The 23681-nt window shown below is 42.4% G+C and carries 20 protein-coding genes and 1 other annotated feature; of the genes, 2 read left to right on the plus strand and 18 right to left on the minus strand.

What is annotated here, in order from left to right; genetic code table 11:
- Window positions 1-98: 98 nt before the first annotated feature.
- The 4 genes from JR334_08195 to JR334_08210 are packed head-to-tail and all read right to left on the minus strand — an operon-like array spanning window position 99 to window position 4758.
- Window positions 99-1424 (minus strand): phosphoglucosamine mutase, encoded by a 1326-nt coding sequence (locus JR334_08195; protein QRN84947.1) that lies wholly within the window; start codon window positions 1422-1424, stop codon window positions 99-101.
- Window positions 1424-3013, minus strand: coding sequence for an NAD(P)-binding protein (locus JR334_08200; GenBank protein QRN84948.1), 1590 nt, complete (start codon window positions 3011-3013; stop codon window positions 1424-1426). Before JR334_08200 ends, JR334_08195 begins: the two co-directional genes overlap by 1 nt.
- A 1-nt stretch (window position 3014) precedes the next feature.
- Entirely contained in the window at window positions 3015-3938 is a 924-nt protein-coding gene (locus JR334_08205) for a hypothetical protein (GenBank protein QRN84949.1), read from the minus strand.
- Window positions 3928-4758: a TIGR00159 family protein gene (locus JR334_08210; protein ID QRN84950.1), complete on the minus strand. Its 831-nt coding sequence runs from the start codon at window positions 4756-4758 to the stop codon at window positions 3928-3930. Before JR334_08210 ends, JR334_08205 begins: the two co-directional genes overlap by 11 nt.
- Before the next feature lie 125 nt (window positions 4759-4883).
- Here JR334_08210 and JR334_08215 point away from each other — a divergent pair, with 125 nt between their 5' ends.
- Window positions 4884-5849 (plus strand): DUF881 domain-containing protein, encoded by a 966-nt coding sequence (locus tag JR334_08215; protein ID QRN84951.1) that lies wholly within the window; start codon window positions 4884-4886, stop codon window positions 5847-5849.
- Window positions 5836-6537, plus strand: a complete 702-nt coding sequence (locus JR334_08220; GenBank protein ID QRN84952.1) for a DUF881 domain-containing protein — start codon at window positions 5836-5838, stop codon at window positions 6535-6537. Before JR334_08215 ends, JR334_08220 begins: the two co-directional genes overlap by 14 nt.
- Window positions 6538-6604: 67 nt before the next feature.
- Here JR334_08220 and JR334_08225 read toward each other — a convergent pair whose 3' ends face one another.
- The 14 genes from JR334_08225 to leuB form a co-directional block, all read right to left on the minus strand.
- Window positions 6605-7231 carry a flavodoxin family protein gene (locus tag JR334_08225; protein ID QRN84953.1) on the minus strand — a complete coding sequence of 209 codons (627 nt, stop codon included), beginning with the start codon at window positions 7229-7231 and terminating at the stop codon, window positions 6605-6607.
- 67 nt (window positions 7232-7298) lie between these two features.
- Window positions 7299-8240: an ABC transporter permease gene (locus JR334_08230; protein QRN84954.1), complete on the minus strand. Its 942-nt coding sequence runs from the start codon at window positions 8238-8240 to the stop codon at window positions 7299-7301.
- A complete protein-coding gene (locus tag JR334_08235; GenBank protein ID QRN84955.1) occupies window positions 8233-9318 on the minus strand; it encodes an ABC transporter permease in 1086 nt (361 codons plus the stop codon). Before JR334_08235 ends, JR334_08230 begins: the two co-directional genes overlap by 8 nt.
- Window positions 9318-10856: an ABC transporter ATP-binding protein gene (locus JR334_08240; GenBank protein ID QRN84956.1), complete on the minus strand. Its 1539-nt coding sequence runs from the start codon at window positions 10854-10856 to the stop codon at window positions 9318-9320. The genes JR334_08235 and JR334_08240 overlap by 1 nt, the downstream gene beginning before the upstream one ends.
- A gap of 135 nt (window positions 10857-10991) precedes the next feature.
- A complete protein-coding gene (locus JR334_08245) occupies window positions 10992-12032 on the minus strand; it encodes a BMP family protein (GenBank protein ID QRN84957.1) in 1041 nt (346 codons plus the stop codon).
- 94 nt (window positions 12033-12126) lie between these two features.
- The gene (locus JR334_08250; protein ID QRN84958.1) at window positions 12127-13119 is read right to left on the minus strand and encodes an alcohol dehydrogenase catalytic domain-containing protein; all 993 of its coding nucleotides are present in this window, start codon (window positions 13117-13119) and stop codon (window positions 12127-12129) included.
- A 243-nt stretch (window positions 13120-13362) separates the two neighbouring features.
- Entirely contained in the window at window positions 13363-14778 is a 1416-nt protein-coding gene (locus JR334_08255) for an amidohydrolase (GenBank protein ID QRN84959.1), read from the minus strand.
- A gap of 19 nt (window positions 14779-14797) precedes the next feature.
- A complete protein-coding gene (locus tag JR334_08260) occupies window positions 14798-15811 on the minus strand; it encodes a pyrimidine reductase (GenBank protein QRN84960.1) in 1014 nt (337 codons plus the stop codon).
- A 228-nt stretch (window positions 15812-16039) separates the two neighbouring features.
- Window positions 16040-17044: a dihydrofolate reductase family protein gene (locus JR334_08265; GenBank protein ID QRN84961.1), complete on the minus strand. Its 1005-nt coding sequence runs from the start codon at window positions 17042-17044 to the stop codon at window positions 16040-16042.
- A gap of 110 nt (window positions 17045-17154) precedes the next feature.
- Window positions 17155-17784, minus strand: coding sequence for a corrinoid protein (locus JR334_08270; protein QRN84962.1), 630 nt, complete (start codon window positions 17782-17784; stop codon window positions 17155-17157).
- Between the two features lie 119 nt (window positions 17785-17903).
- Entirely contained in the window at window positions 17904-18665 is a 762-nt protein-coding gene (locus JR334_08275) for a hypothetical protein (protein QRN84963.1), read from the minus strand.
- Window positions 18666-18728: 63 nt separating this feature from the next.
- Window positions 18729-20393: a 2-isopropylmalate synthase gene (gene leuA / locus JR334_08280; GenBank protein ID QRN84964.1), complete on the minus strand. Its 1665-nt coding sequence runs from the start codon at window positions 20391-20393 to the stop codon at window positions 18729-18731.
- 74 nt (window positions 20394-20467) lie between these two features.
- Window positions 20468-20742 (minus strand) — a binding site (T-box leader).
- A gap of 272 nt (window positions 20743-21014) precedes the next feature.
- Entirely contained in the window at window positions 21015-22601 is a 1587-nt protein-coding gene (locus tag JR334_08285; protein QRN84965.1) for a citramalate synthase, read from the minus strand.
- Between the two features lie 4 nt (window positions 22602-22605).
- Window positions 22606-23679 (minus strand): 3-isopropylmalate dehydrogenase, encoded by a 1074-nt coding sequence (gene leuB, locus JR334_08290; protein QRN84966.1) that lies wholly within the window; start codon window positions 23677-23679, stop codon window positions 22606-22608.
- Window positions 23680-23681: the final 2 nt, after the last annotated feature.

Below are 23681 nucleotides of genomic sequence, written 5' to 3' on the forward strand. Positions count from 1 at the left end.
ATATGTGGTAAGGAATATTTAGCTAAAACTAACTAGCCTTTATCATTATATATATAAAAGAGCAATCCTTTCGGATTGCTCAAAATTTTGCTCTTAATTTACTGTATTATAATCTTTTTCAATTCTCGTGCCATAAAGTCCAGTTCTTCAAGATCTTGACCTTCCACCATAATACGAATCTTAGGCTCAGTGCCACTAGGTCTTACTAAAATACGTCCCTGGTCTCCTAATTTCTTTTCCATCCGTTTAATTTCTTGTATAAACTCAGGATTTTCCATAGCTTCTTGCTTGTTCTTTACCACAGCATTTACCAATACCTGGGGATAGGACTGCATCTGAGTCGCTAATTCAGACAAGGGCTTCTTTTTGCTAACCATGACTTCCATAAGCTTTAAGGCTGACATCAGACCATCTCCAGTTGTATTGGTATCTAAAAAGATAATATGTCCCGACTGCTCTCCTCCAAGAGAGGCCTCCTTGTCTACCATCCGTTCCAATACATAACGGTCTCCCACACCGGTGACCTCAACCTCAATCTCTGCTTCTTCAAACGCCTTCATTAGGCCAATATTACTCATAACGGTGACCACTACTTTGTTGTTTTTTAGTAGTCCCTTCTCTTTTAAATGTTTGGCACAAATTACTAAAATTTTATCTCCATCCACTTCATCGCCAGTTTCATCCACTGCCAACATCCGGTCAGCATCGCCATCATGTGCTATCCCAATATCTGCTTGATGCTTTATGACCTCTTCTTTAAGAAAGTCCAGATGGGTTGAACCGCAATTCGCATTGATGTTGATTCCATCAGGTTGGTTGTTAATAACAATCAGGTCTGCACCCAATTCCTTAAGTACGTGAGGGCTTACCTCACTGGCTGCACCATTCGCACAATCTAAAACCACTTTAAGACCAGACAGTGAACCACTAAATTGTTTAATCATATACTGACTGTATACTTCCTTGGCATTCTCAAAATCGATGATTCGTCCAATATCGCTGCCAGTAGCTTGGGGCAATTCTTTTCCCTCCAGCACAAGCGCTTCTACTTGCTCTTCGATTTCATCAGATAGTTTAAAACCAAATCGGTTGAAAAATTTGATGCCATTGTCTTCAAAAGCGTTGTGTGAGGCAGATATTACCGCCCCCGCATCTGCCTTTAAGTGTTTGGTTAGATAAGCAATAGCCGGCGTAGGGATGACCCCCAGGCGATACACATCTACACCACGAGAAAGGATACCCGCAATAAGAGCTGACTCCAACATATCACCGGAAATTCTGGTATCCTTACCAATGGCGATTGCCGGAGTCTCTTCACCCACCAATACATGTGCAACTGCCTTACCCAACTGGCAAGCCAGTTCCGGAGTTAAATCTACATTTGCTTTACCCCGTACTCCATCCGTTCCAAATAGTTTTCCCATTACTTTCTCCTGTAAATCTCTATAATTTTTTCTGCAGCCCGAATACCATCTACTGCTGCCGACACGATGCCTCCAGCATAGCCAGCACCTTCGCCCACGGGGTAAAGGTTTTCTAGTTCCAGACTCTGCATATCTTGGTTTCTAGTCACCCGTATCGGACTAGAAGTTCTACTTTCCACACCAACCAAAAGTCCTTGGTCTAAGAATCCTGGTATCTGTTTATCGAAATGTCTTAGGCCTCTTTGTAATACGGCAGTAGTCTCTTTATCAAATACTTGCCGTAAATCAGCCAACTTTGTGGATGGTAAAATGCTAGATTTCAAGTCCCTGCTACCACTACCTCCTACAAAGCCAGTCGCTGCCTGGATTGGAGCTGCAAAGTTCCCTCCACCTAGTTCAAAGGCCTTCTTTTCAAGTGAACGTTGATAGGAAATACCCTTAAGGGGGCCATCTCCTGGTAGGTCCTGGGTTTTAACGCCAACCACTACGGCTGAGTTTGCTTGTCCTGAATCCCTATTGGAATAACTCATTCCATTAACACAAAGACTTCCCGCTTCGGTGGAAGCATTTACCACACTACCGCCGGGACACATGCAAAAGGAATAGACACCTCGTCCACTCATTCTATCCTTGTAGGTGAGTTTGTATTCGGCAGCTCCAATAGAAAGTTCTCTGCTGTCTATACCCAATTGTTTTACATCAATTAGCTTCTGGGGATGTTCTATTCTCAAGCCGACAGCAAAATCCTTCGGTTCCAGAAAAACACCATTTCGTTGAAGCATTTCATAGGTGTCTCTGGCACTATGGCCGGTGCACAACAGTACGGTTTCTGCCGCTATTATCTCTCTACCATTAATCTCTACACTCTCTAGTAATCCCTTGGTACTCTGTATGCCCGTAAGCTTAGCACCAAAGCGAACAGTCCCCCCCAAGCGTTCAATTTCTTCTTTCATCCGTACCACAATTGCCCGAATCATATCTGTCCCCAAGTGGGGATTCTTCACCTGGGCAATGTTCGCACAAGCCCCATGTCGAATAAATAATTCTAATACTCGATGAACACGTGGGTCCTTACTTCTAGAAGTTAATTTACCATCCGAAAAGGTTCCAGCACCACCTAAACCAAATGCTACGTTGGATTCAGGATTCAAGATACCTTCCTGCCAAAATTGTTCCACTTCTTTGACGCGTTGCGCCATATCTGCGCCTCGCTCCAAGACCAAGGGACAGTAACCTTGTTCCGCCAATGTATATGCCGCGAACAGTCCCGCAGGACCTGCCCCAACTATTATCATCGGTTTATCCCATGGTTTCCTTCCCGGTTTCGACGGATGGTACAGGGGTAATTCATAAGATACAATTTTTTTCTTTCCTAGCAGTTCTGTAGCCAGCTTTTCTTCTTTAAAAGAAAGAGCGACTGAATGAACATAATATAGCTGTGGTTTCTTACGAGCATCCAAAGACCTCTTGATCGGTATCAGCTCCTCAATATCCTCAGCGCGAACCCTAAGCTTTCTACATACAGCATCCATCAACAACTGCTCCCAATCATCGATGGATGTCTTAATTTCATCTATTCTATATAACAATCTATTCCCTCTCAATCTTTACAATCACTTGAACTAATTCCGGATCAATCTGTACAAACTCATTTTCATTGATTATGCGGACTGAGGTTGAAAAAGTCTTGGTTGCTCCAGTGATATCCACAGGTTCTGTATCATAGTAAATTATATTACGGAAATTTTCATAATCTCCATTAATTCGCACTTCATCTGGTGTCACATCAATACCAACCAGTTTATAACCAACTGCTGGTTCACCCACAAGAGGAACATGTACCGGTTTTAAAAGTGTTGCTAGTTCAGAATAAATGGGTAAGTCAACTTGTATAACACTGGGTTCAATGCGCAACCGGTCGGTAATTTCATTGCCTTGATCATCCAAAACCCGGATGGGCAAGGTTTTACTGTATGATGTCTCATAATTCAGAATAATATTCACGATTACCCTGTCGATTGCATCTAGCCACTCCTGTGGCCCTTCTACCAAGACCTCTGAAGGAGAAAGCACAGCAGACAGAGTATTGTACCCTTCGCTTGGATAGCCAGTTACACTCGCAACAACCGGCAGCTGGACAGATTCTATTTCAGCAATGGATACTTCTACCTTAGGCGGATTGACATCCACAAGTTCCACAGATTCAGGCACATTTACAGTTACATCCAAGGTATTCGAGCCTATTTTGCTTGCGGAAAGATCTACAGTACCTACAATATCTTCCTCAGAAATGAACTCTAAGTCCTCGCTACGACCTTCTAGGCGAACGTTTACAGTATCTTCTTGGCTTGCAATCATTTGGTCTTGTGGTAGATTAATATATTCAACGGGAACCAACAAGATTTTTTGCTCCATGGGATTGTCTGCAAAACTAACGCCAACCCAAAGAGCCATCGCTAGAATTACTGCCACGATTTTATAAACCAAATCAGTATCAAATATCCTATTTTTCATTTACGCCACCTCGATTCGAGAAGAAACCACCACTTTGGAAATTATTACTTAACAGCAAATCTTCCAGTTGTTTCTTCAAGGTATCTTCATCTAAATAACGCGTCAATTTGGCACTATTTGACAGAGAGATCGTACCCGTTTCCTCAGATACCACAATAGTAACCGCATCCGATACCTCTGAAATACCTAGACTAGCTCGGTGCCTAGTCCCTAAGTTATTGCTCAAATATGGGCTATCTGACAAAGGTAGAAAGCAAGATGCCGCAATAATGCGGTCTCCACGAATTACAACCGCACCGTCATGCAATGGGGTGTTGGGTACAAAAATATTTTCCAACAGTTCACTAGAAACCATTCCATCTATTTTGATGCCTGTATCAATATAGTCATTGATACCAGTTTCTCGCTCTATTACAATCAAGGCGCCAGTATGTTGTTCAGAAAGATCCGTTGCAGCCCGAACCAATTCATTAATCACTTCGGCCATGTCTTCAGCTCCTATCATCCGAAAAGAGCGCGAAAAAAGTCGACCCTTACCTAGCTGTGCTAGTGCTCGACGAATTTCTGGTTGAAAAACTACGGGAAGCGCTACTGCAATAGCAAGTTCCAAACGACCTAAAAGCCAATTAATGGTCGTTAACCCCAATACGTTAGAAACACTGGCAAACACCAAAAGAATCAACAATCCCTTCAATAATTGCACAGCTCTAGTACCTTCTACTAGAAGGATCGCTTTGTAAAAAATATAGGATACGATAGCAATATCCGTAATAAGTAGAATCCAGCCGAGTATACCTTCCGGCAAAAGTGAATTAAACATGTTTGACCACCATTTATTTAGAGTTTCTGTTATATCCATGTTATCATATCCATAGCACCTATAGTATAATGATTTGTGTACATAAGGAAAAAAACTGCAAACTTTTTACCACATGAGGAATTAATATGAGAATAAAGAATATGTTGTCCTTCTTTTTGGTTACAGTCCTGTTGGGACTGACGTCAGTTGCCCTCTATCAGGCCAACAACCCGTCTACCCCTCCAGCATCGGAGAACCAACAATTGATTGATATCATCACACAACAAGAATTGGATATTGAAAAAATGGAGCAGAAAATGGACGAGCTTAGACTGTCCATTGACACAGAGCTTGGTCAACAGACGCAGGGTCTAAGCGTCATAAGCTCACTTCGCAATTCTTTGCAAAGTGCCCGCTATTTTTCAGGCCTCAGCGAACGTACTGGCGAGGGTATCGTCATCACTCTTACTGACAATGTTCAAGGGGCAGAAATCGCTAAGGCTGAAAACCCTAGTCAATACCGACCAGACAATTATATCCTCCACGACAAGAATTTGCTCTATATCGTGAATGATCTTAAAGCTGCAAATCCAGACGGGATTGCCATAAACAATCAGCGACTAGTAAGCAACACCAACATTCGCTGTGTGGGTACTGTTATTCTGGTGAATGACCGTAGATTAGCGCCTCCCTACCAAATTTCAGTTTTGGGAGACAAAGATAAAATTATGCAAGCAATTTTTGATTCTGGAGAAGTGGAATACTTGGTAAGTAGCGGCTTTTCTATTACCTATGAAGAGAGCGATGAAATCGTATTGCCAGCTTTCAAGGGAAATCTAAACCTGCAATATGCTAAACGATATGTGGAACCAGTGGAAGAAATTCCTATGGAAAATCTGCAAGATACTGTCGGTGAAACTAGTAGCGATACAGAAGACCTACCAGATGAGGATAATACCGTCTACACCGACAATAGCACCGGGCAAACAATCACACCAACAGTTGATGAACTAGAATCTGAAGGTGAAGCAGAAGAGCTAGTTGATGATGAGGCGAATCAAAGCATACGTGAGTCTAATGAAGAGGACGTGATCAACAATGACGTGGAATAAACAATACTCTTGGATTGGAATGCTAACGGTTACCTTGCTGTTGATTGGAATAATCTTATCTAGCCAAAGTAATTCAATGGAAGAATATATCGCTACGCTAGAATCTCAAAAAGAACCAGACTTGTTGGCCCTATGGCACAGCAACGACCAACGTTTGGCCTCTTTGCAAGGCGAATACTACTTGATGCAAGCAGAATATGATGATATGCAATCCCAAACTAGCCAAGGAAAAGTTTCCATTGGAACCATTCTAACAGAAATAGATAGCATCCATGTTTTTAATGGGGATGTGGAAACAGAAGGGCCAGGTGTGGAAATTGTCTTCACGGGCGAAATTCCATTGGTAGCCAATGAAATACTAGATGTGGTCAATGAGCTTTACAATTCCGGAGCAGAGGCTGTATCAATCAATGGCAAACGCCTAACCTCAAGGACCCATCTAAATCAAATTGCTACTGACTTTGGATATGATATTAGACTAGATAAAATGCTTATTAGTTATCCTTTGACCATTCAGGCTATAGGAGATAGTCATGGACTCTACACTGGACTTACCATCATCGGTGGTATCGTAGATAAATTGAATAGTTATTCCATCTTTCCTACCATTAGCTCAAGAGATAACATCGTAATCGATGCTTCCATGGACAAAGATAACTACCCAGCCTACCAACCAACTAGTGAATAATTGAAAACCGCGGTTATCTTACCGCGGTTTTTTTATGTCTAGAAGCTAAAAGCTAGACTCCCCTTATTTACTTCAAAATGATATCTGTGGGATTCTCATGAATAATCCTAGACAAACAGGCAATCCTATTTCCAAGATTAAATGCTGACCGAATCGCCTCTGGATCACGGTTCTCATCCCAGCGCTTATGGTCATTGGAAAATACATAGCTACCAGCATTCTCCCATTTTTCTCCACCCATTACCACCATACCTTGGCTAAGGAAAAAATTCAGAATACCGGATACGGTAATTTCCTGGCCACCATTGCGTGATCCTCCAACAGCAATGGCTCCACCCACCTTTGAACCGAAGGGCCGGATATCTTGGTGTAGATCATGGGATCGGGAACGGAAGCGGTTGAATAAGCAGGCAAGTTGCGCATTGTAATTCATATCATAAACCGGGGATCCTATGATAATCCCATCAGCCTCAAACATAGCCTGGATAATTTCTTGGGCATCGTCATCATAAACACAAGTATTCGTCCTCATACACTTCTCGCAATGAATACAAGGATGAATGGTCTTTCCGCGAAGTGAAATGTATTTCGTTTCTACTTCCCCAATATCGGCCGCACCCTCAAGCGCCTTCTTCACAGCGTAGTCGGTACCAGCTTTTCTAGGGCTACTGCTAATTCCTAAAATCTTTACCATTTGGCTCCTCCTTCATATATAAATAAAAAGGAGAGCAGTAAGCTCCCCTTTCATGTCAGTCAGTCAACTACTCTTCATCAGGATAGTAAGGTACGCCCCAAGCTGCTGGAACAGCACCTGATCCCATTACTACCAACAATACCAAGGTCAGTATATATGGGAACATGATAGGAATCTGATAAGCCACTGGAATTCCAACTGTTTGAATTCTAAGCTGCAATCCTTGTGCTAAACCAAACATCAAAGCACCTAAACCAGCACCTAGCGGATGGAATCTACCGAAAATGATACAAGCAAAGGCAATAAAGCCACGACCTGCTGTCATGTTGTCGATAAAAGTATTCAATCCAGTAATGGAAAGTGCTGCACCGGAAAGTCCTCCCATGGCACCTGCAAAAAGCAATGCCAAATAACGAACTTTAGCTACATTGACACCCATGGTTTCCGCTGCTTTAGGATACTCTCCTACTGCACGGATTTTTAAACCCCAGGTTGTCTTATAGAATACCCACCAGATAACCGGAACCGATAAAATGGCGATATAGACAAAAATAGTTTGTTGGAAAAATACTGGTCCGAAGAAAGGCAAATCCTTCAGAGCTTGCGGCCAACCAATTTCCGAAAATCCAGGAGAACGCAAGGCATTGGTGCTAGTCCCGAACAAGGTTCGAAGTAGGGAGCTGGCAAGACCCATACTGAAGGTATTGATAGCAACCGCAACGACTACCTGGTTCATTACCAAGGTAATGGTAGTAAAGGCATGCAACAAGCCCAAAAGCATACATGAAATAACGGCAATTAGTACACCCATCCATGGATTTCCTGTAAAATACGATCCAGCAAATGCTGCAAATGCACCAATCAGCATCATACCATCAATGCCAAGATTCAAAACACCAGTACGCTCGTTTACTACACCACCCATAGCAGCCAAAATCAAAGGAGTGGCAAAACGCAGACTGTTTCCTAGGAACTCAGCTGTAAAAATTACACTAGCTAACTCACCCATTCTTTTTCACCAACCTTCTCTTATTAATGATTTTAATAATCCTCGGCATCTCGTTTGAAGCTACCACAAACAGGATTACCATAGCCTGTACCATGTAAACAAAGGATACAGGAATACCCGTTGAAATCTGCATGGAGTTCGCTCCAGTCTTCAACGCCCCGAAGAAAAAGGCCGATAACAAGGTTCCAATAGGATTCAGGTTAGCCAATAGGGCTACTGCGATGGCATCGTAACCAATACCAACTGAGAAGTTTTCAATCAAACGACCGTGGACACCCATGATTTCAATAGCACCAGCAGTACCAGCGATGAAACCAGAGACAACCATAACTTTGGTCAAAAGATATTTCACATTTACACCTGCGTAATGTAGTGCATTGGGATTGTAACCAGCCGCTACCATTTTAAAACCGGTAGTCGTTCTTTTAAAGAACCAAGCTAGGAAAACCGCCAACGCTATTACGAGTAGAACACCTACGTGCAAGTGGCTGCCAAACATTTTCGGCAAGGTCGCCGAAGGAACCATTGGCAAGGAACGTGGGAAAAATGAATCCGGCTCCTTTAATGGGCCTTGCACGATCATACTCAGAAAATACAGAGCAACATAGTTCATCAGCATGGTTACAACAATTTCATTGATTCCCTTATAGGCTTTCAAATATCCTGGTATAAAAGCGAACGCTGCTCCCAAGATACCGGCAAATGCAATAGCCAATCCAATGTGTAGTACCATTGGTAGCCCAGGAAAGTTAATTCCGATAATCGTAGCTCCAATTGCACCTAAGTACAATTGACCTTCCGCACCAACGTTAAAGATTTCAGATTTATAAGAAAATAGTACGGCCAAGCCGGTAAGAGCTAGTGGCACTGTCTTCACCAAAGAACCTGATAGGGAAGCCCAGCTCAAAATAGAGCCTTCCAGCAGGTAGTAATATGCTACAAATGGATTCACGCCCTGAGACCAAATGAATATGGCACCAACCAATAGGCCTAACAAAATCCCGATGATTGGGGTTATGATACTACCCCACTGTATTCGAGAAGCGAATCCAAGAGATTTTTTATTATTGTCTCCCATTATTCTTCCTCCCTTGGACAATCCATATCCGTTCGTCTAGTTCCAGCCATCATCAGACCAATTTCTTGAATGGTAACATCACCATTTTTCACTACGCCCATGAATTCGCCTTCATACATAACAGCGATACGGTCTGCTACTTGCAGTATTTCTTCCAATTCAGTAGAAACAAGCAATACAGCAGCTCCACGGTCTCTTTGGTCAATTAACTTTTGGCGGACAAATTCAGTAGCTCCGATATCCAAGCCTCTAGAAGGTTGAACTGCGATTAGAATATCCGGTTCACGGCAGAGCTCTCTTGCTAAAATAATTTTCTGTTGATTACCACCAGATAATTCTCTAGCAGGAACATTGGCGTCTGGTGCTTTAATATGATACTGATTAATCATATCAGCGCCATGACTATCCACTACTGCTTTGTTGAAAATACCGTTTTTGGAATATGGTTCCAAGTAATGATCTGTTAAAAGCAAATTGTCTTTGATGGCCATTTGTAGTACAAGGCCGGTATGTTGTCTGTCTTGAGGAATATGAGATACTCCTTGCTCATATACATCACGTACATCAAGTTTGTTCTTTTCAACGCCTTTAATGACTACTGATCCCTCTTGGAAAGTAATCATACCAGTTAAGGCTTCGGCTAACTCATTCTGTCCATTGCCGTCAACACCAGCAATACCCAAAATTTCTCCACCATGAACTTTCATGGACAAATTGTTCACACGAGTGATGCCTTCTTTGTCAACCACTTTCAAGTTCTTGGCTTCCAAAAATACATCCTTCATATTTAATTCTTTTTCTTCAAATTCGAACAATACATCCCGACCAACCATGAGATTGGCAAGTTCATTTGGATTTGTTTCCGTGGTGCGAACACAACCAGCGACTTTCCCATCTCTTAGAACTGTCACGCAATTCGACAATTCCATAACTTCTTCAAGTTTATGGGTAATAATCAGTACTGATTTTCCTTCTTTGGTTAATTTCTTAACAACTTTAAAAAGTTCTTCTACTTCTTGGGGTGTAAGTACAGCGGTTGCCTCATCTAAGATGAGAATCTCTGCCTCACGATATAATACCTTAAGAATTTCCACACGTTGTTGTAAACCAACGGGCAAGTTTTTCACTTTTTCTTTAGGATCAATGCCGAAATTATATCTGTCTGATAGTTCTTGAATTTTCTTTTCTGCTGCATCCAAATTCAAAAACGGCTCTCTGCCTGACTTCAGACCCAGTATGATGTTCTCTGCCACAGTAAGCTCAGGAACAAGCATGAAATGCTGGTGCACCATGCCAATACCAAGTTTAATGGCATCATCACTGCTGTTGATCTCTACTTCTTTTCCTTTAACATAGATCTTACCGCCGTCTTGACGGTACAGACCATAGAGACAGTTCATCAAGGTGGATTTTCCTGCGCCGTTTTCTCCTAAAAGCGCTAGAACTTCACCCTTCTCCAATTTCAGGTCTACGTCCTGATTCGCAATTACTTTTGGAAAAATCTTGGTGATCTTTTCCAATTCCAATACAGTTGCCAAATCTACTTTCCTCCTCTAAAAGCCTAAAGGATAGGGCAAAATAGTTGCCGAATCCGAGTAATTGATAGAGGGGAAAAAGGCTTCTCAAACCCCTTTAAGAAGCCTTACTCCCTTTTTCTTAGTGTTTAGTAACTATTATTTACCAATCATTTCTGCAACGTTTTCGATGTTGTATTCACCGGATGCAAATTTTTCCCATTCAGCAATAGTTTTAGCTTTTGCTTCTTCTGGTACGTTTGCAGCCCAAGTACCTAAGGGTTGAGCGCCTTCAGCGATACCATAAACGTTTGCACTACCTTCTTCGCCAGCTTGCAATTTGTTAACCATGTCGCCAATGATGTAGGCAACGTCTTGTACGCCAGAAGTAGCAACTAAGTCAGGTGAAAGTACATTCAGGTCTCCAGACCAACCAATGAACCATACGCCTTCAGTTTCTTCACATGCTTGAATAGCACCAGCGTCACATGCATCACCAATACCGATGATTACGTCTACGCCTTGAGAAATCATAGCTTTTGCAGCTTCTTTACCAGCAGCGATGTCTACCCATGAACCGGTATAAGCAACGCTTACTTCAACATCAGGATACATAGAAGCCATAGTAGCTTGAATGGTGTCAACCTCGTCCAAAATGGTCGGGATTTCCATAGCGCCTACGAAACCAATGTGATTGGATTCAGTAAGTTCTGCAGACAATACAGCCATAACATAACCTAGCTCGCCAGTTCTAAATACACCTGACATCAAGTTAGGTTGTTCTCCACCAGCAAATCCGCCAACTTGAGCAAATTTCACTTCAGGGAACTCAGCAGCTACAGTAGTTAAAGCATCTCCATACTCGAAACCATGACCAATGATTACATCGTAACCTTTTCTTGCATAGTCTCTAAGAATGTTTACTTGGTCATCTTGTTTCACGTTCTCAGTGTAGCTTACTTCGTAGCCATCACGCTCTTCAATAAGAAGCAGACCTTCGTAAGCTTGGCTGTTCCAACCACCGTCGTTAATTGGACCGGAAGTCAGTAGGGCAGCTTTGGGTGCTTCATCCTCAGCAGCGGGTTCTTCAGCAGCAGGTTCTTCAGCGGCTGGTTCTTCCTCTGCAGGTGCACAACCTGCCACCATAGCGATTGCAAAAATCAAAACCAAACCTAGTGCTAGCAATTTTTTCAGACTCATAAAACTTTACCTCCCCGTAAATTAAGTAGTCTTTGTGGGCTTTAGCCCACGGTATAACACATTCGACGCGTATTTCCGTTCTCCTTTAAAGTGATTAGAATTTAAATAAAATCTTCATCGCTTTCTGATTAGAAAGGTCTTCAAAGGCCTCTTCCCACTGATCTAAAGTGCGATCATCAGAAAGAAGTGGTTTGACATCGATTAAACCCTCAGATTCCAAGGTTAGTGATCGTTCCCAAGTTGGATAATTATGGCAGAACGTTCCTTGGATTTTTAATTCCTTGAATAGTAATGTATCATAATCAATGGTTACGGGCTTACCGGCAATTCCTACCTGCAGGAAATCGCCCCCTTTTCTCACTGATTTTAGAGCTGTATTAATTCCACCGGCAGCGCCTGAACAATCGGCTACCAAATCATACTTCTCGCTAGTTTCTAGTTCGTCTGGTGAAAGAACTGAAAGTCCATAGACTTTCGCTACTTCAAGACGCTCTTTATCTGCCGGAGTTCCGACAATATCCACCCTGCAGCCATAGGCTTTTAGAGTTGCACCAACTAAAATTCCAATTGGTCCAGGTCCTACAACCAGGCATTTAGTGCCTGCTTGAGGGTTAACCAATTCAACTGCATGTACAGCACATGCTAGTGGTTCGGTCATTGCACCTTCTCTGAGACTTACATTTTCAGGAAGTACATGAATGTATTCTGGGGACACTAGTAGATATTCAGCAAAAGCACCTGGCTTTTCGAATCCCACAGCAGTCCTTTGGTCACATAATTGATATTTTCCTTGTCGGCAATTAATGCAACTTCCGCATACTTCGTATGTATGTTCTACAGTTACTTTTTGTCCTACTTCAAATCCTTCAACCCCTTCTCCTAGTTCAGAGATGGTTCCGCTGAATTCATGTCCAAGTAATGCCGGTTCACCTAACGGCATCGCGCCATGATACATGTGTACGTCCGTACCACAGATGCCTGAATAGGCTACTTTAATTTTTACCTTGCCAGCTTGTATGGCAGGTTCCTCTATGTCCCTAAGCTCAAACGCTTTGGGCTCATCGCTCATTCTATATAACGCTTTCATAACTGCACCTCACTCATTTTAAGTTGTATATACGACTGAACCTATTTTACTACGTCGATACATATTGTGCAAGTATCTTGCGTGGCAAGCGTAATGCTGTCGTACTCATCCTTAAGCCGAAAAAGTAGCGTCCTGAAGATGGTACCACATTGGTATAAATCTCAAACACGCTTAAATTCCGCTCTTCATAGTAGCACTTCAATAAACTTTTTACAATAGGCTATGCGGTAGTACACATTTATACTATTGAAAGGGTCCTACTTTGATTTTTTGATTCCACTGTGTATTGCCCAATCCTACACGTTCTCTGAGCTTGTAGGCTACCTCTTGAAGTCTTACAAGGGCTGCTTCCTCATCCACTGTTTGAATCTTTCCTTCTTTAAGGATAACCTTGCCAGCCACTACTGTACTATCTACATTTTGTTGAGTACTGTGGTAGACCAAGGCAGCCACGGGATCAGCAACCGGCACACAACGCGAGGTCATCGGATTCATCAGCCAGAAGTCTGCTACCTTGCCTTCTTCTATAGCTCCCAGGTCATCTTGACGTCCAATAGCCTTCGCACCACCTAGTGAGGCCATTTCCAATACCTCCGAAGCACTCATTACTTCCGGGTCTCTTAATACGCACTTGTGAATTAAAGCAGAAGTTTTGATAACTTCGATCATATCCTGCGTATCGTTTGAGGCACTCCCGTCTGTAGCCAGCGAAATGGTAAGGCCTTCTTTTTGCATTCTAGGAATCGGTGCAACACCAGAAGCCAATATCATGTTGCTAACTGGGTTATGCGATACCTTTATATCGTGTTTCTTGAAAATATCAAAGTCTTCGTCAGACATATCCACACAGTGTACAGCGATGAAATCCGGACCTAGCACCCCTGTTTTTTCTAGAAAGGGTATCGTGTTTAGCCCGTATACGTCTTGAGCAAACTTGTTGTCGTCTTCTGTTTCAAGCACATGCATCGTGATGGGTATTTTGTATTTATCTGCTACTGTCCGACACTGCCTGTATCCTTCTTCCGAAAGATCCCAGATAATGCCAGGAGCTAGTGCCAAACTGATTGTGTTATGGTTTGCGTACTTTTTCTGAAGTCTTTCCACATCATCGAAAAAGTCCTGTTCCGTTTCCACGTGTGGACAGGCTGCGCCTTCCGGCATTTTACCGACTTTTGTGTGAGCTCTACCTAAAATACCACGAATCCCAACATCCTCAAAAGCCTGGGTTACCGCGTCATCCATACCCCGCTCCTTGGCATGGGCATAGTGATAATCCAACACGGTAGTGGAACCGGAGCGTAGGTTTTCGATTGCACCTACTACTGCTGCCGCATAGACTTCCTCATACCCTGTTTCATGTAAAGCGAAGCGTACCGAGCTATCCAACCAATCAAACAAGCTCTTATCACGTCCCAACCCCTTCATTGCACCTTGAAATAGGTGAGAGTGGGTATTCACAAATCCTGGGAAGACCGTCTTATTAAGACCGTTTAACACTTCGTCTGCTTGGTATTTGGACTCCAGCAGTTTGCTGTCTCCTACTTCCAATATTCGGCCCTTTTCAACTGCAATCGCAGCATCATAGAGGACGCGACGTTCTTTATCCAATGTAACTACTGTCGTATTTACGACTAGTAGGTCAATCTTTTTCTTTTCCATCTACTGTCTCCCTACATAACTAATACTTGTATTTGCTTAAATCCTCTTGGCTAGTTACACCGTAAAAAATCTTCTGTCTCGTAAATATAAAGCTAGATTTATGGGTACCAACCGTCAGCAATTTTGCATGCGGATGTCGATTGTGCTCAAAGCCCCGGCTGTAACCAGGCGTAATACCTCCGCCTGCATACACCATGGAATAATTGATAAAATATTCATCTAACATATCGTTTTCCATCAAGTGCCAATTGTAGCTTGGTGATTCAATTAAAAGTCTTTCTTGTCCTAGTTTTCGTAACAAATATAGCAATACTCTTGAGTCAGGACGATTGTCTTCTCCTGTAATAAATACGGGTATGCCTATATTTGCTTTCATTAGTTCTTCAATTTTTTTAATCTCTTGTTCGTCGATCTCATTTACAGATTTATAAGGACCAACCAAATAGTGGTTTCTTTCAAAATGAGCATCTACGTACTCTCCACCCTCGGGTGATGTAGCAATGGCTACTGGAAAATTTTCTTCTTCGTCTACATCGAAAATAATATGTTCAAAGGGTATGTCCTGGGCGTCGAACGATACGACTATGTTCATAGGGCATGCTGATTTACCTAGTTGTTCTACTCTTTGTTTGGCCATCTCGATATCAAAAATATGGCTAGTATTGTGTGCTTCGCTTTGTAAGGTCTTTGCACCCAAAATAATTCCATCAGAGTAGACACGCATCGCATTGAGCATCCAAAAATCTGCCAAGGCACCGTCTGGGTCAAAGTAATTTTCTTTTGCAATGAGTGGGCCAGCCGACATATTTGTAAAAGCCATCTTTCCATCTGCCGAAAGAACGACAGAGCAGAAGGTATACGGCCTGTCTTCTGGTGCTGGTGGAAATAGCATTTCTCCATAAACTTCTTGGATCTTGTCTATGGTCTTATCTGGGCTAATAGCCCTTATATCGCCAAGGACTGCTTCGTCTCTGAAACAATTCTCAATTTTTACTTGCTTTGTTGGAAACTCCATCATAAAAAGTTTTCCCATATTTCATCCTCCTCTACAATAAACAGTGCACTAGTTCAGGCATCCTGTTAATAGATCTTTAAGAGTTTGATGTAATCTTTTTCTTTTTTTCTCATGGCTCCTCCAAATTAAGTATGCTACATGCATCATTATGCATACTGTATTTGTCCATAAAATAGGGTATCTTGCAAGATACCCTATTTACTCATACAGTATAACTCATTCCCCATAAATTTGTAAAGCAGAAAGCTACATGGTGCGTTCGTCACGTACCGGTTCATCTTCTACCAAACCATAATATAATTTTTGTCTAGTAAAAATGAAATTATTCTTATGCATTGCTGTAGTTAAAATTTGGGAATGTGGATGCGCATTCACCGAGAAGGCATGAAAAGCACCTGGTGCTTTATGGCCTCCCACAAATACAGAAGAATAGTTAATAAACATCTCATCCATAGCGCCAATACTCATCAAATGCCACATATAGGAAGGTGATTCAATCACGAGTTTTTCTAGACCAATCTTTTTAAGGATATACATTAATACAGCACTATCAGGGTTTGATCCTTTGCCGGTTAGGAAAATGGGTATGGCTTTTTCGTCCGATGCCATTTTCTTTTTAATTTCAGCAATATCCACTTCTTCGGTGTTTGCATACGGTCCAAAGATTATATGCTTGTTTTTGAAATTAGTCTTTAGATAGTCACCACCATCTGGTGAAGTTGCAATGGCAGCTGCTAATCCTTCTGTGGAAAATACGCCATGCTCCAAGGGGATATCTGTGCCATCAAAGGAAACAACGATATTCATTGGTGCAACAGTCTTTTTGCCTAGCACTTCAAAGCGAGCATCTACCAAGTCTTGGTCAAAGCAGTTTGAAATCATCAAGGGTTCAGCTGCTAAGGTTCCAGCACCAATTATTACACCATCTGCATAGGCTCTGAGTACATTTAAAATCCAGAAATCTCCAAGTCCACCATCTAGGTCCAACAGATTTTTAGCTGCAATTAAGGGACCTTGTGGGTCATCTTCATAGGCCATTTTTCCATCCATAGACAAAACGATGGAGCCGAAGGTATAGGGTCTGTTTTCCGGGGATGCCGGAAAGAACAGTTCGTCATATACCGACTTAATTTTTTCTGGTGTTGCTTTTTCATTGGAGCTTTCCTTTAGTTCTGCAAGAATCTCTTCCGCTTTGTTCAATACGGTGAGTTTCATCGCTTCAACAGGAAAGTTCATCGTTACCATATCCATAATTATCCTCCCAAATAAAAATATCGCCGCTTATAAAAAAATACTTCTACGTCATTATAACCTAGAAGTATCGTGTTGAAAACAATAATATGTTATACCGCCTTACAAATCTACGCCAATAATCCTGCACACAACCTAGCAGCACTAGCGGCATCTTTGGAAAATCCATCCGCCCCAATCTCATCTGCATATTCCTGGCTGAGTGGAGCGCCTCCTACAATAACGTGGACCGAGTCACGTAGTCCCTCGGAATCTAGTTTTTTCACTACTTCGCTCATGACCTTCATGGTGGTGGTTACCAAGGCACTCATGCCAATAATTTGTGCACCGTTTTTCGCTTCGTTGACAAAGCTTTCAGGGGATACGTCCACCCCTAAATCCAATACTTCAAAACCACTTGCTTCTAGAAACATCGCTACCAGATTTTTCCCGATGTCATGTAGGTCTCCTTTGACTGTACCTAGAACTATTTTCCCTTTGGATTCAATTTTTTCTCCTTCCAATAAGGGTTTTAGTCTATCTACCGCCATATTCATGGCATTAGCACACATTAGAACTTCCGGAACATACATTTCACCTGAACCAAAACGGTCTCCCACAATTGCCATTGCTTCCATCATGCCGTCTGCAATGATTGCCACCGGGGATGCACCCTGTTCTAGCAAATCTTCCACTTGATCCAATAATTCTTCTTCGTCTCCCTCAATCAGAGCTTCCTGCAATTCTTCATAATCAAGCATATTCTTCCTCCTATACAACAACTAGGCCACCCGCTAGGGGCAGAGCATCCATTGTCATGGACATATTTTATTTTACCTTAATCCCATGATTTGTGGAAGAAAAAAAGGGCAATCGCCCTTTATCGGTCGTGCAATTCTCTTTTTTTGGCTAGTTTACCGTGATCCTTCCAAAAATATTCCTTCCCTAGAACGAATCCAAAGTTGGGTAAAAGAATTTTAAAAAGCAACACTGGTAGCAAGGCTACAAAGGAAAAGATATAGGCAATGCTGAGAAAGGTATAGGTGTTCATGTTTTCCCACATAAAGGCGGGCAGTTCATAGTATCCAACTGAAAGGGTGGCCGCTATAAAAACACCCACGTGCATTCCAGCCAGCACCACAATCAAGAAACCCATTACCTGCACAAAGTAATTGTCTGATGTTGTGAACCCAGTTCCGTAGACTCCCGCTACTATCGTATAGGCAAGCACTGACAAGGTAAAAATCAATGCTAGTGAACCCGTATTCAAATCAGCGGGGACCTTGTAATACCAAAAGCCTATCACAGCCAGAGCCAATAGCAGGGATAGAATCCAATTTCTTTTCTTTATCCAGGCGCAACTCAAAGCAATTAATGGAGCCATTACAAAGGTGTAAGGACCGGCAAAGGCGGTTATCGGACTAAGCATTTGTCCGAAATAAGCCATGGCCAAGGCACCTACAGCACCAAGGATTGGTCCATACAAGATTCCCATCAGGGGTACTAAAATCAACCCTAATCCAATTCTTTTCGCTTCACCGAATACAGGAAAAACTTGTATCCCCAGATCTTGACGAGCCATAAGCGTGCCCAGTCCAATTAATAATAAATATGCAATAATATTGATTGTTTTCTTTTTCATGCTACCTCACATCGTTTAATACTTTAATATATGGTAAACCTATTCTCACTATATAGCAACAAATTACGCGAAGCGGTTTAAAGCAGAAATAAGCGCTATAACAGAGGCTTTGTTGATATTTGCATCCGTTCCAACACCGTAGTGCATTATTCCATCCTTGTCCGATAATACGATGTACGCTGCTGCTATAGCATCGGCGCCATCCGAAATGGCATGTTCTGTATAGTCTATTAATTTGTAGCCATCATACCCCAGTTCCTTGATTGCATTGAAAAAAGCTGATATTGGTCCGTTGCCCATACCCCTGATGCTCTTTTCTTCTCCATCTAATAGCACCGAACCCTTAACTTTTACCTTGTCTTTTTCATCATCCTTGTAGGTACTCTTAAAGGATACCAGTGAAAGAGGTTCTTTTACATTGACAAACTCATTGCTAAAGATTTCGAAGATTTCGTTCGGTTTCAGTTCTTTACCGGTATCATCGCTGACTTTCTGTACTGAGACAGATACTTCCGGATGCATCTTTTTCGGTAGTTTGTAGCCAAATTCTTGTTCTAGTATGAAAGCTACACCACCTTTGCCAGACTGACTGTTGATGCGGATAATGGGTTCATATTTTCTGCCAATATGGTCTGGGTTAAGAGGCAGATACGGAACGTCCCAGAATATTGAGTTATTCTCTTTGTTGAATTCCAAGCCTTTGCGTATGGCATCTTGGTGTGAACCAGAAAATGCGGTATACACTAATGCTCCTGCATATGGATGCCGATCATGAATATCCATGCCTGTACATCTTTTGTACATCTTGGTAATCTCATTGATTTGCTCCACATAGATTTGGGGGTCAATACCTTGGGAATACATATTCATGGCAACATTCAATATATCTACGTTACCAGTGCGTTCACCATTGCCGAACAGGGTTCCCTCTACTCGGTCCGCTCCAGCAAGCATAGCCAGCTCCGTGGCTGCTACCGCTGTACCACGGTCATTGTGGGCATGAAGAGATACGAGTACGGAATCTCTTTTGTCAATATTCCTGCAGAACCACTCTACTTGGTCGGCATATACATTCGGTGAGGACATTTCAACCGTAGCAGGGATGTTCAGAATGCATTTTTTCTCCGGTGTGGGTTGCCATACATCAATGACAGCATTGCATACGTCTACCGCATATTCCATCTCAGTTCCAGTGAAGCTCTCCGGGCTATATTCAAAAATAAATTCTGTTTCTGGATACTTGGCTGCTTCCTCTACCAACATTTTTGCTCCAGCAATAGCGATATCCTTAATTTCTGCCTGTGATTTTCTAAACACCATATTTCGTTGTTGGGTGCTGGTGGAGTTATATACGTGTACAATGGCTTTTTCTACACCTTTCAATGCTTCAAAAGTCCTTTTTATGAGGTGTTCTCTAGCCTGCGTAAGTACTTGTATGGTGACCCCTTCTGTTGCGCCTTCATCTATTAGTTTTCTCAAGAATCTATATTCTGTTTCGCTGGCAGAGGGAAATCCAATTTCTATTTCTTTGAATCCCATATTCTTTAGGAATAAAAACATTTCCATTTTTTCCCGAATGCCCATCGGCTTAGGTAGAGCTTGGTTGCCGTCCCTTAAATCCACACTACACCAAATGGGTGCCTGGGTTATCTCTTTGTCTGGCCAGGTGCGGTCTGCTAGGCTAATGGTCTTGAACTTTCTGTATTCTTTTACGTGTTTGTTTTCCATAGTTTCCTCTTCTCTACTTTCTCTAGTTTTTCAGCTTGTTCCAATTTTATATACATAAAAAGCCCTCTCGTCTCATCTGAGACGAAAGGGCTACTTCCGCGGTACCACTCAAGTTTAGCCATATGGCTACTCTTACGATATGCAATAAAAACAAAAACCCTCGTCTAAGAGACAAAGGCTACCACTCTAGTGCATATCTCCGATGTAACGGTCGAACCCGTCCTAGCTTACTATTCTTTCAGCCGGAAACTCCGAGGCCAGTTCAACATAAGTCCACCTAACGCCTTCCACCAACCGACGTCTCTCTATAGGCTTCATTATACCTACTATTCCTCTTCTTAGTCTTACTCTTATCTAAATTGTATATGCATTAATAATAAAGGAGGATAGGCTTGCTGTCAATAATTTTATTATTGGAAATTAAGAAGTACCTATTATGGATCCATATAAGAGAGTTGAAAAATACCAATACATACATGATCCCATCTAAATCTCTACTAATTTTTAAGTGTTTATTCCAACACCTCTAGGATAAAGTTTCCAAAAACAAGGCGAACCTTTCGGCTCGCCTTCATACTTCTAATTATTCTATTTTTTCTTTTCGGCAGCCTAAAAATGTTTCTACTTCTTGCTGGTGCCATTACCATTTTTCTTATCTTTCATCATTTTATAACTGATTGAATCGGTTAGTGCCTGCCAGCTGGCTTCAATGATATCTGAAGAAACTCCAATCGTACCCCACTCGTCATTTTGGTCCTTAGAATCTACCAAAACCCGTACTTGGGCACCCGTTGCATCCTTGCCTTCTAGTACACGAACCTTGTAGTCTGCTAGATGCATTTCTTCAATCTCTGGATAACCAACACGTAACGCCTTCCGTAGAGCATTGTCGAGAGCATTAACGGGGCCATTGCCATCAGCTGCTGTGTGCATTACTTTGTCTCCCACCATAAGCTTTATGGTTGCTTCGGAATGGACCTTTGAATTGCCTAGCTTTTGGGTTATCACACGGAATGAATCAAGCTCAAATCCTGGCTCAAATTCCCCTGTCTCCTTTTTAAGTAAAAGCTTGAAGGAACCTTCTGCGCCCTCAAATTGATAGCCAGCATGCTCCATTTCTTTGACCTTGTTGATAATGCTTCTTTGCAAGTTTTTATCATCCGGAAATTCTAGGCCCATCTCCTTCACTTTGTATCTCAAGTTGCTGGCCCCAGACTGATCCGAAATCAGAACACGGCGTTTGTTGCCAATATCTTCCGGATTGAGATGTTCATAGGTCTTAGGATTTTTCATCACAGCACTCACATGGATGCCACCCTTATGTGCAAAGGCACTATGTCCCACAAACGGCTGCCCCGTAGCCATACTTAAATTGGCAATTTCTGCCACATAGCGTGCTGCTTCTGTCAAAAATGAGATACGTTCACCCAAGCAATCATAACCCATCTTCAATTGAAGGTTGGGGATGATTGAACAGATATTCGCATTCCCACAGCGCTCGCCCAAGCCATTCATCGTGCCTTGCACTTGACTAGCACCAGCCTCTACAGCGATTAGTGAATTGCAAACTGCCAAGTCACCATCATTATGACAATGAATTCCAAGCGGAGTCGTAATAGACTTTTTCAATGTATCCATGATCGCAACAACTTCATGCGGCAAGCAACCACCATTCGTATCACATAAGATGATGCATTCAGCACCTGCCTCTTGCGCTACCAAGAGGGTTTTAATTGCATACTCTGGATTGGCCTTAAAACCATCGAAAAAATGTTCCGCATCGTAAAAAACACGTTTCCCGTGGTCTTTCAAAAAGAGGATAGACTCCCGAATCATAGCTAGGTTTTCTTCTAAAGGCACACCTAGAGCATCCGTCACATGGAAATCCCAAGTTTTACCAAAAATGGTAATTACTTTTGCGCCAGATTCAATGAAGGCCTTCAGATTGGCATCCTCTTCCACCTTACCGTTAGGACGTCTGGTGCTACCAAACGCCGTTAGTGTGGCATGCTCAAAATCCAACTCTCTTGCTTGTTTAAAAAACTCCAAGTCTTTAGGATTAGAACCGGGCCAACCACCTTCAATATAATCCACACCCAAATGATCCAACTTGAGTGCAATTTTTATTTTATCCTTAACAGAAAAGCTGACGCCTTCTCCCTGACCTCCATCTCGGAGTGTCGTGTCGTATATGGATACTCTGTTCATGGTACTAACCTCCGATGATTTCACAGATGAGGTCACCCGCTGTTTGAGTGTCCACCAACTGCATTCCCTCCTGCATGATATCAGGGGTACGATAGCCACGGTCAAGATATTCTTTTACCGCATCTTCGATTTTTTGTGAAGCTTCTTCATATTTGAAAGAATACTTCAACAACATTGCAGCAGACAGAATCGTAGCCAAAGGATTGGCTTTTCCTTGTCCTGCAATATCCGGTGCCGAACCATGAGCTGGCTCATAAAGACCTACATCGCCACCTAGACTAGCGGATGGCAACATACCAATGGAACCAGTAAGTACTGATGCCTGATCTGTCAAGATATCCCCGAACATATTGCTCGTAACGATCACATCAAGGGATGAAGGTCTAAGAATCAGTTGCATGGCCGCATTGTCTACATAGAGATGTTCTAATTCAATATCCGGAAACTCCTCATCGTGCAAACGAATCACGGTTTCTCTCCACAAACGAGAACTCTCCAATACATTGGCCTTGTCCACAGAGGTAACCCTACCCTTGCGAGTCCGAGCTACTTCAAAAGCAAGACGCGCAATGCGTTCCACTTCCTCTGTCGTATAGGTCATCATATCTGTAGCGGTTTCACCTGTCGCTGTCTTTTCTCGCGTCTTCCCACCAAAGTAGATTCCTCCTGTTAGTTCACGAATGGTAAGGATATCTACACCTTCTATTACTTCCCGTTTTAAGGTTGACGCATCAGCAAGGGCGTCAAACAGAACACAAGGACGAATGTTGGCAAAAAGTTTTAATTCTTTCCGAATAGGTAGAAGTGCACCTACCTCAGGACGCAATGCAACAGGCAGGCTATCCCACTTAGGACCGCCTACAGCTCCTAAAAGAATGGCATCAGAAGCCTTACACAATTCCAGTGTTTCCTCGGGTAGAGGTTTGCCTGTTTTATCAATCGCTGCACCACCGATTAATCCTTCTGTGTACTCAAACTCATAGCCATATATTTCACTGATTTTATTAAGTACCTTGATGGCCTCCGGGACAATTTCCACCCCAATGCCATCACCTGGTAAAACTGCTATTTTATGCATCA

Source organism: Clostridia bacterium, from assembly GCA_016887505.1.
Taxonomy (GTDB): domain Bacteria; phylum Bacillota; class TC1; order TC1; family UBA5767; genus UBA5767.

What these genes read in the sequence shown, in the direction of transcription:
- JR334_08195 (QRN84947.1), bottom strand. Translation starts at nt 1,424, where the DNA reads ATGGGAAAACTATTTGGAACGGATGGAGTACGGGGTAAAGCAAATGTA.
- JR334_08205 (QRN84949.1), bottom strand. Translation starts at nt 3,938, where the DNA reads ATGAAAAATAGGATATTTGATACTGATTTGGTTTATAAAATCGTGGCA.
- JR334_08210 (QRN84950.1), bottom strand. Translation starts at nt 4,758, where the DNA reads ATGTTTAATTCACTTTTGCCGGAAGGTATACTCGGCTGGATTCTACTT.
- JR334_08215 (QRN84951.1), top strand. Translation starts at nt 4,884, where the DNA reads ATGAGAATAAAGAATATGTTGTCCTTCTTTTTGGTTACAGTCCTGTTG.
- JR334_08220 (QRN84952.1), top strand. Translation starts at nt 5,836, where the DNA reads ATGACGTGGAATAAACAATACTCTTGGATTGGAATGCTAACGGTTACC.
- JR334_08225 (QRN84953.1), bottom strand. Translation starts at nt 7,231, where the DNA reads ATGGTAAAGATTTTAGGAATTAGCAGTAGCCCTAGAAAAGCTGGTACC.
- JR334_08230 (QRN84954.1), bottom strand. Translation starts at nt 8,240, where the DNA reads ATGGGTGAGTTAGCTAGTGTAATTTTTACAGCTGAGTTCCTAGGAAAC.
- JR334_08235 (QRN84955.1), bottom strand. Translation starts at nt 9,318, where the DNA reads ATGGGAGACAATAATAAAAAATCTCTTGGATTCGCTTCTCGAATACAG.
- JR334_08245 (QRN84957.1), bottom strand. Translation starts at nt 12,032, where the DNA reads ATGAGTCTGAAAAAATTGCTAGCACTAGGTTTGGTTTTGATTTTTGCA.
- JR334_08250 (QRN84958.1), bottom strand. Translation starts at nt 13,119, where the DNA reads ATGAAAGCGTTATATAGAATGAGCGATGAGCCCAAAGCGTTTGAGCTT.
- JR334_08255 (QRN84959.1), bottom strand. Translation starts at nt 14,778, where the DNA reads ATGGAAAAGAAAAAGATTGACCTACTAGTCGTAAATACGACAGTAGTT.
- JR334_08260 (QRN84960.1), bottom strand. Translation starts at nt 15,811, where the DNA reads ATGGGAAAACTTTTTATGATGGAGTTTCCAACAAAGCAAGTAAAAATT.
- JR334_08265 (QRN84961.1), bottom strand. Translation starts at nt 17,044, where the DNA reads ATGGATATGGTAACGATGAACTTTCCTGTTGAAGCGATGAAACTCACC.
- JR334_08270 (QRN84962.1), bottom strand. Translation starts at nt 17,784, where the DNA reads ATGCTTGATTATGAAGAATTGCAGGAAGCTCTGATTGAGGGAGACGAA.
- JR334_08275 (QRN84963.1), bottom strand. Translation starts at nt 18,665, where the DNA reads ATGAAAAAGAAAACAATCAATATTATTGCATATTTATTATTAATTGGA.
- leuA (QRN84964.1), bottom strand. Translation starts at nt 20,393, where the DNA reads ATGGAAAACAAACACGTAAAAGAATACAGAAAGTTCAAGACCATTAGC.
- JR334_08285 (QRN84965.1), bottom strand. Translation starts at nt 22,601, where the DNA reads ATGAACAGAGTATCCATATACGACACGACACTCCGAGATGGAGGTCAG.
- leuB (QRN84966.1), bottom strand. Translation starts at nt 23,679, where the DNA reads ATGCATAAAATAGCAGTTTTACCAGGTGATGGCATTGGGGTGGAAATT.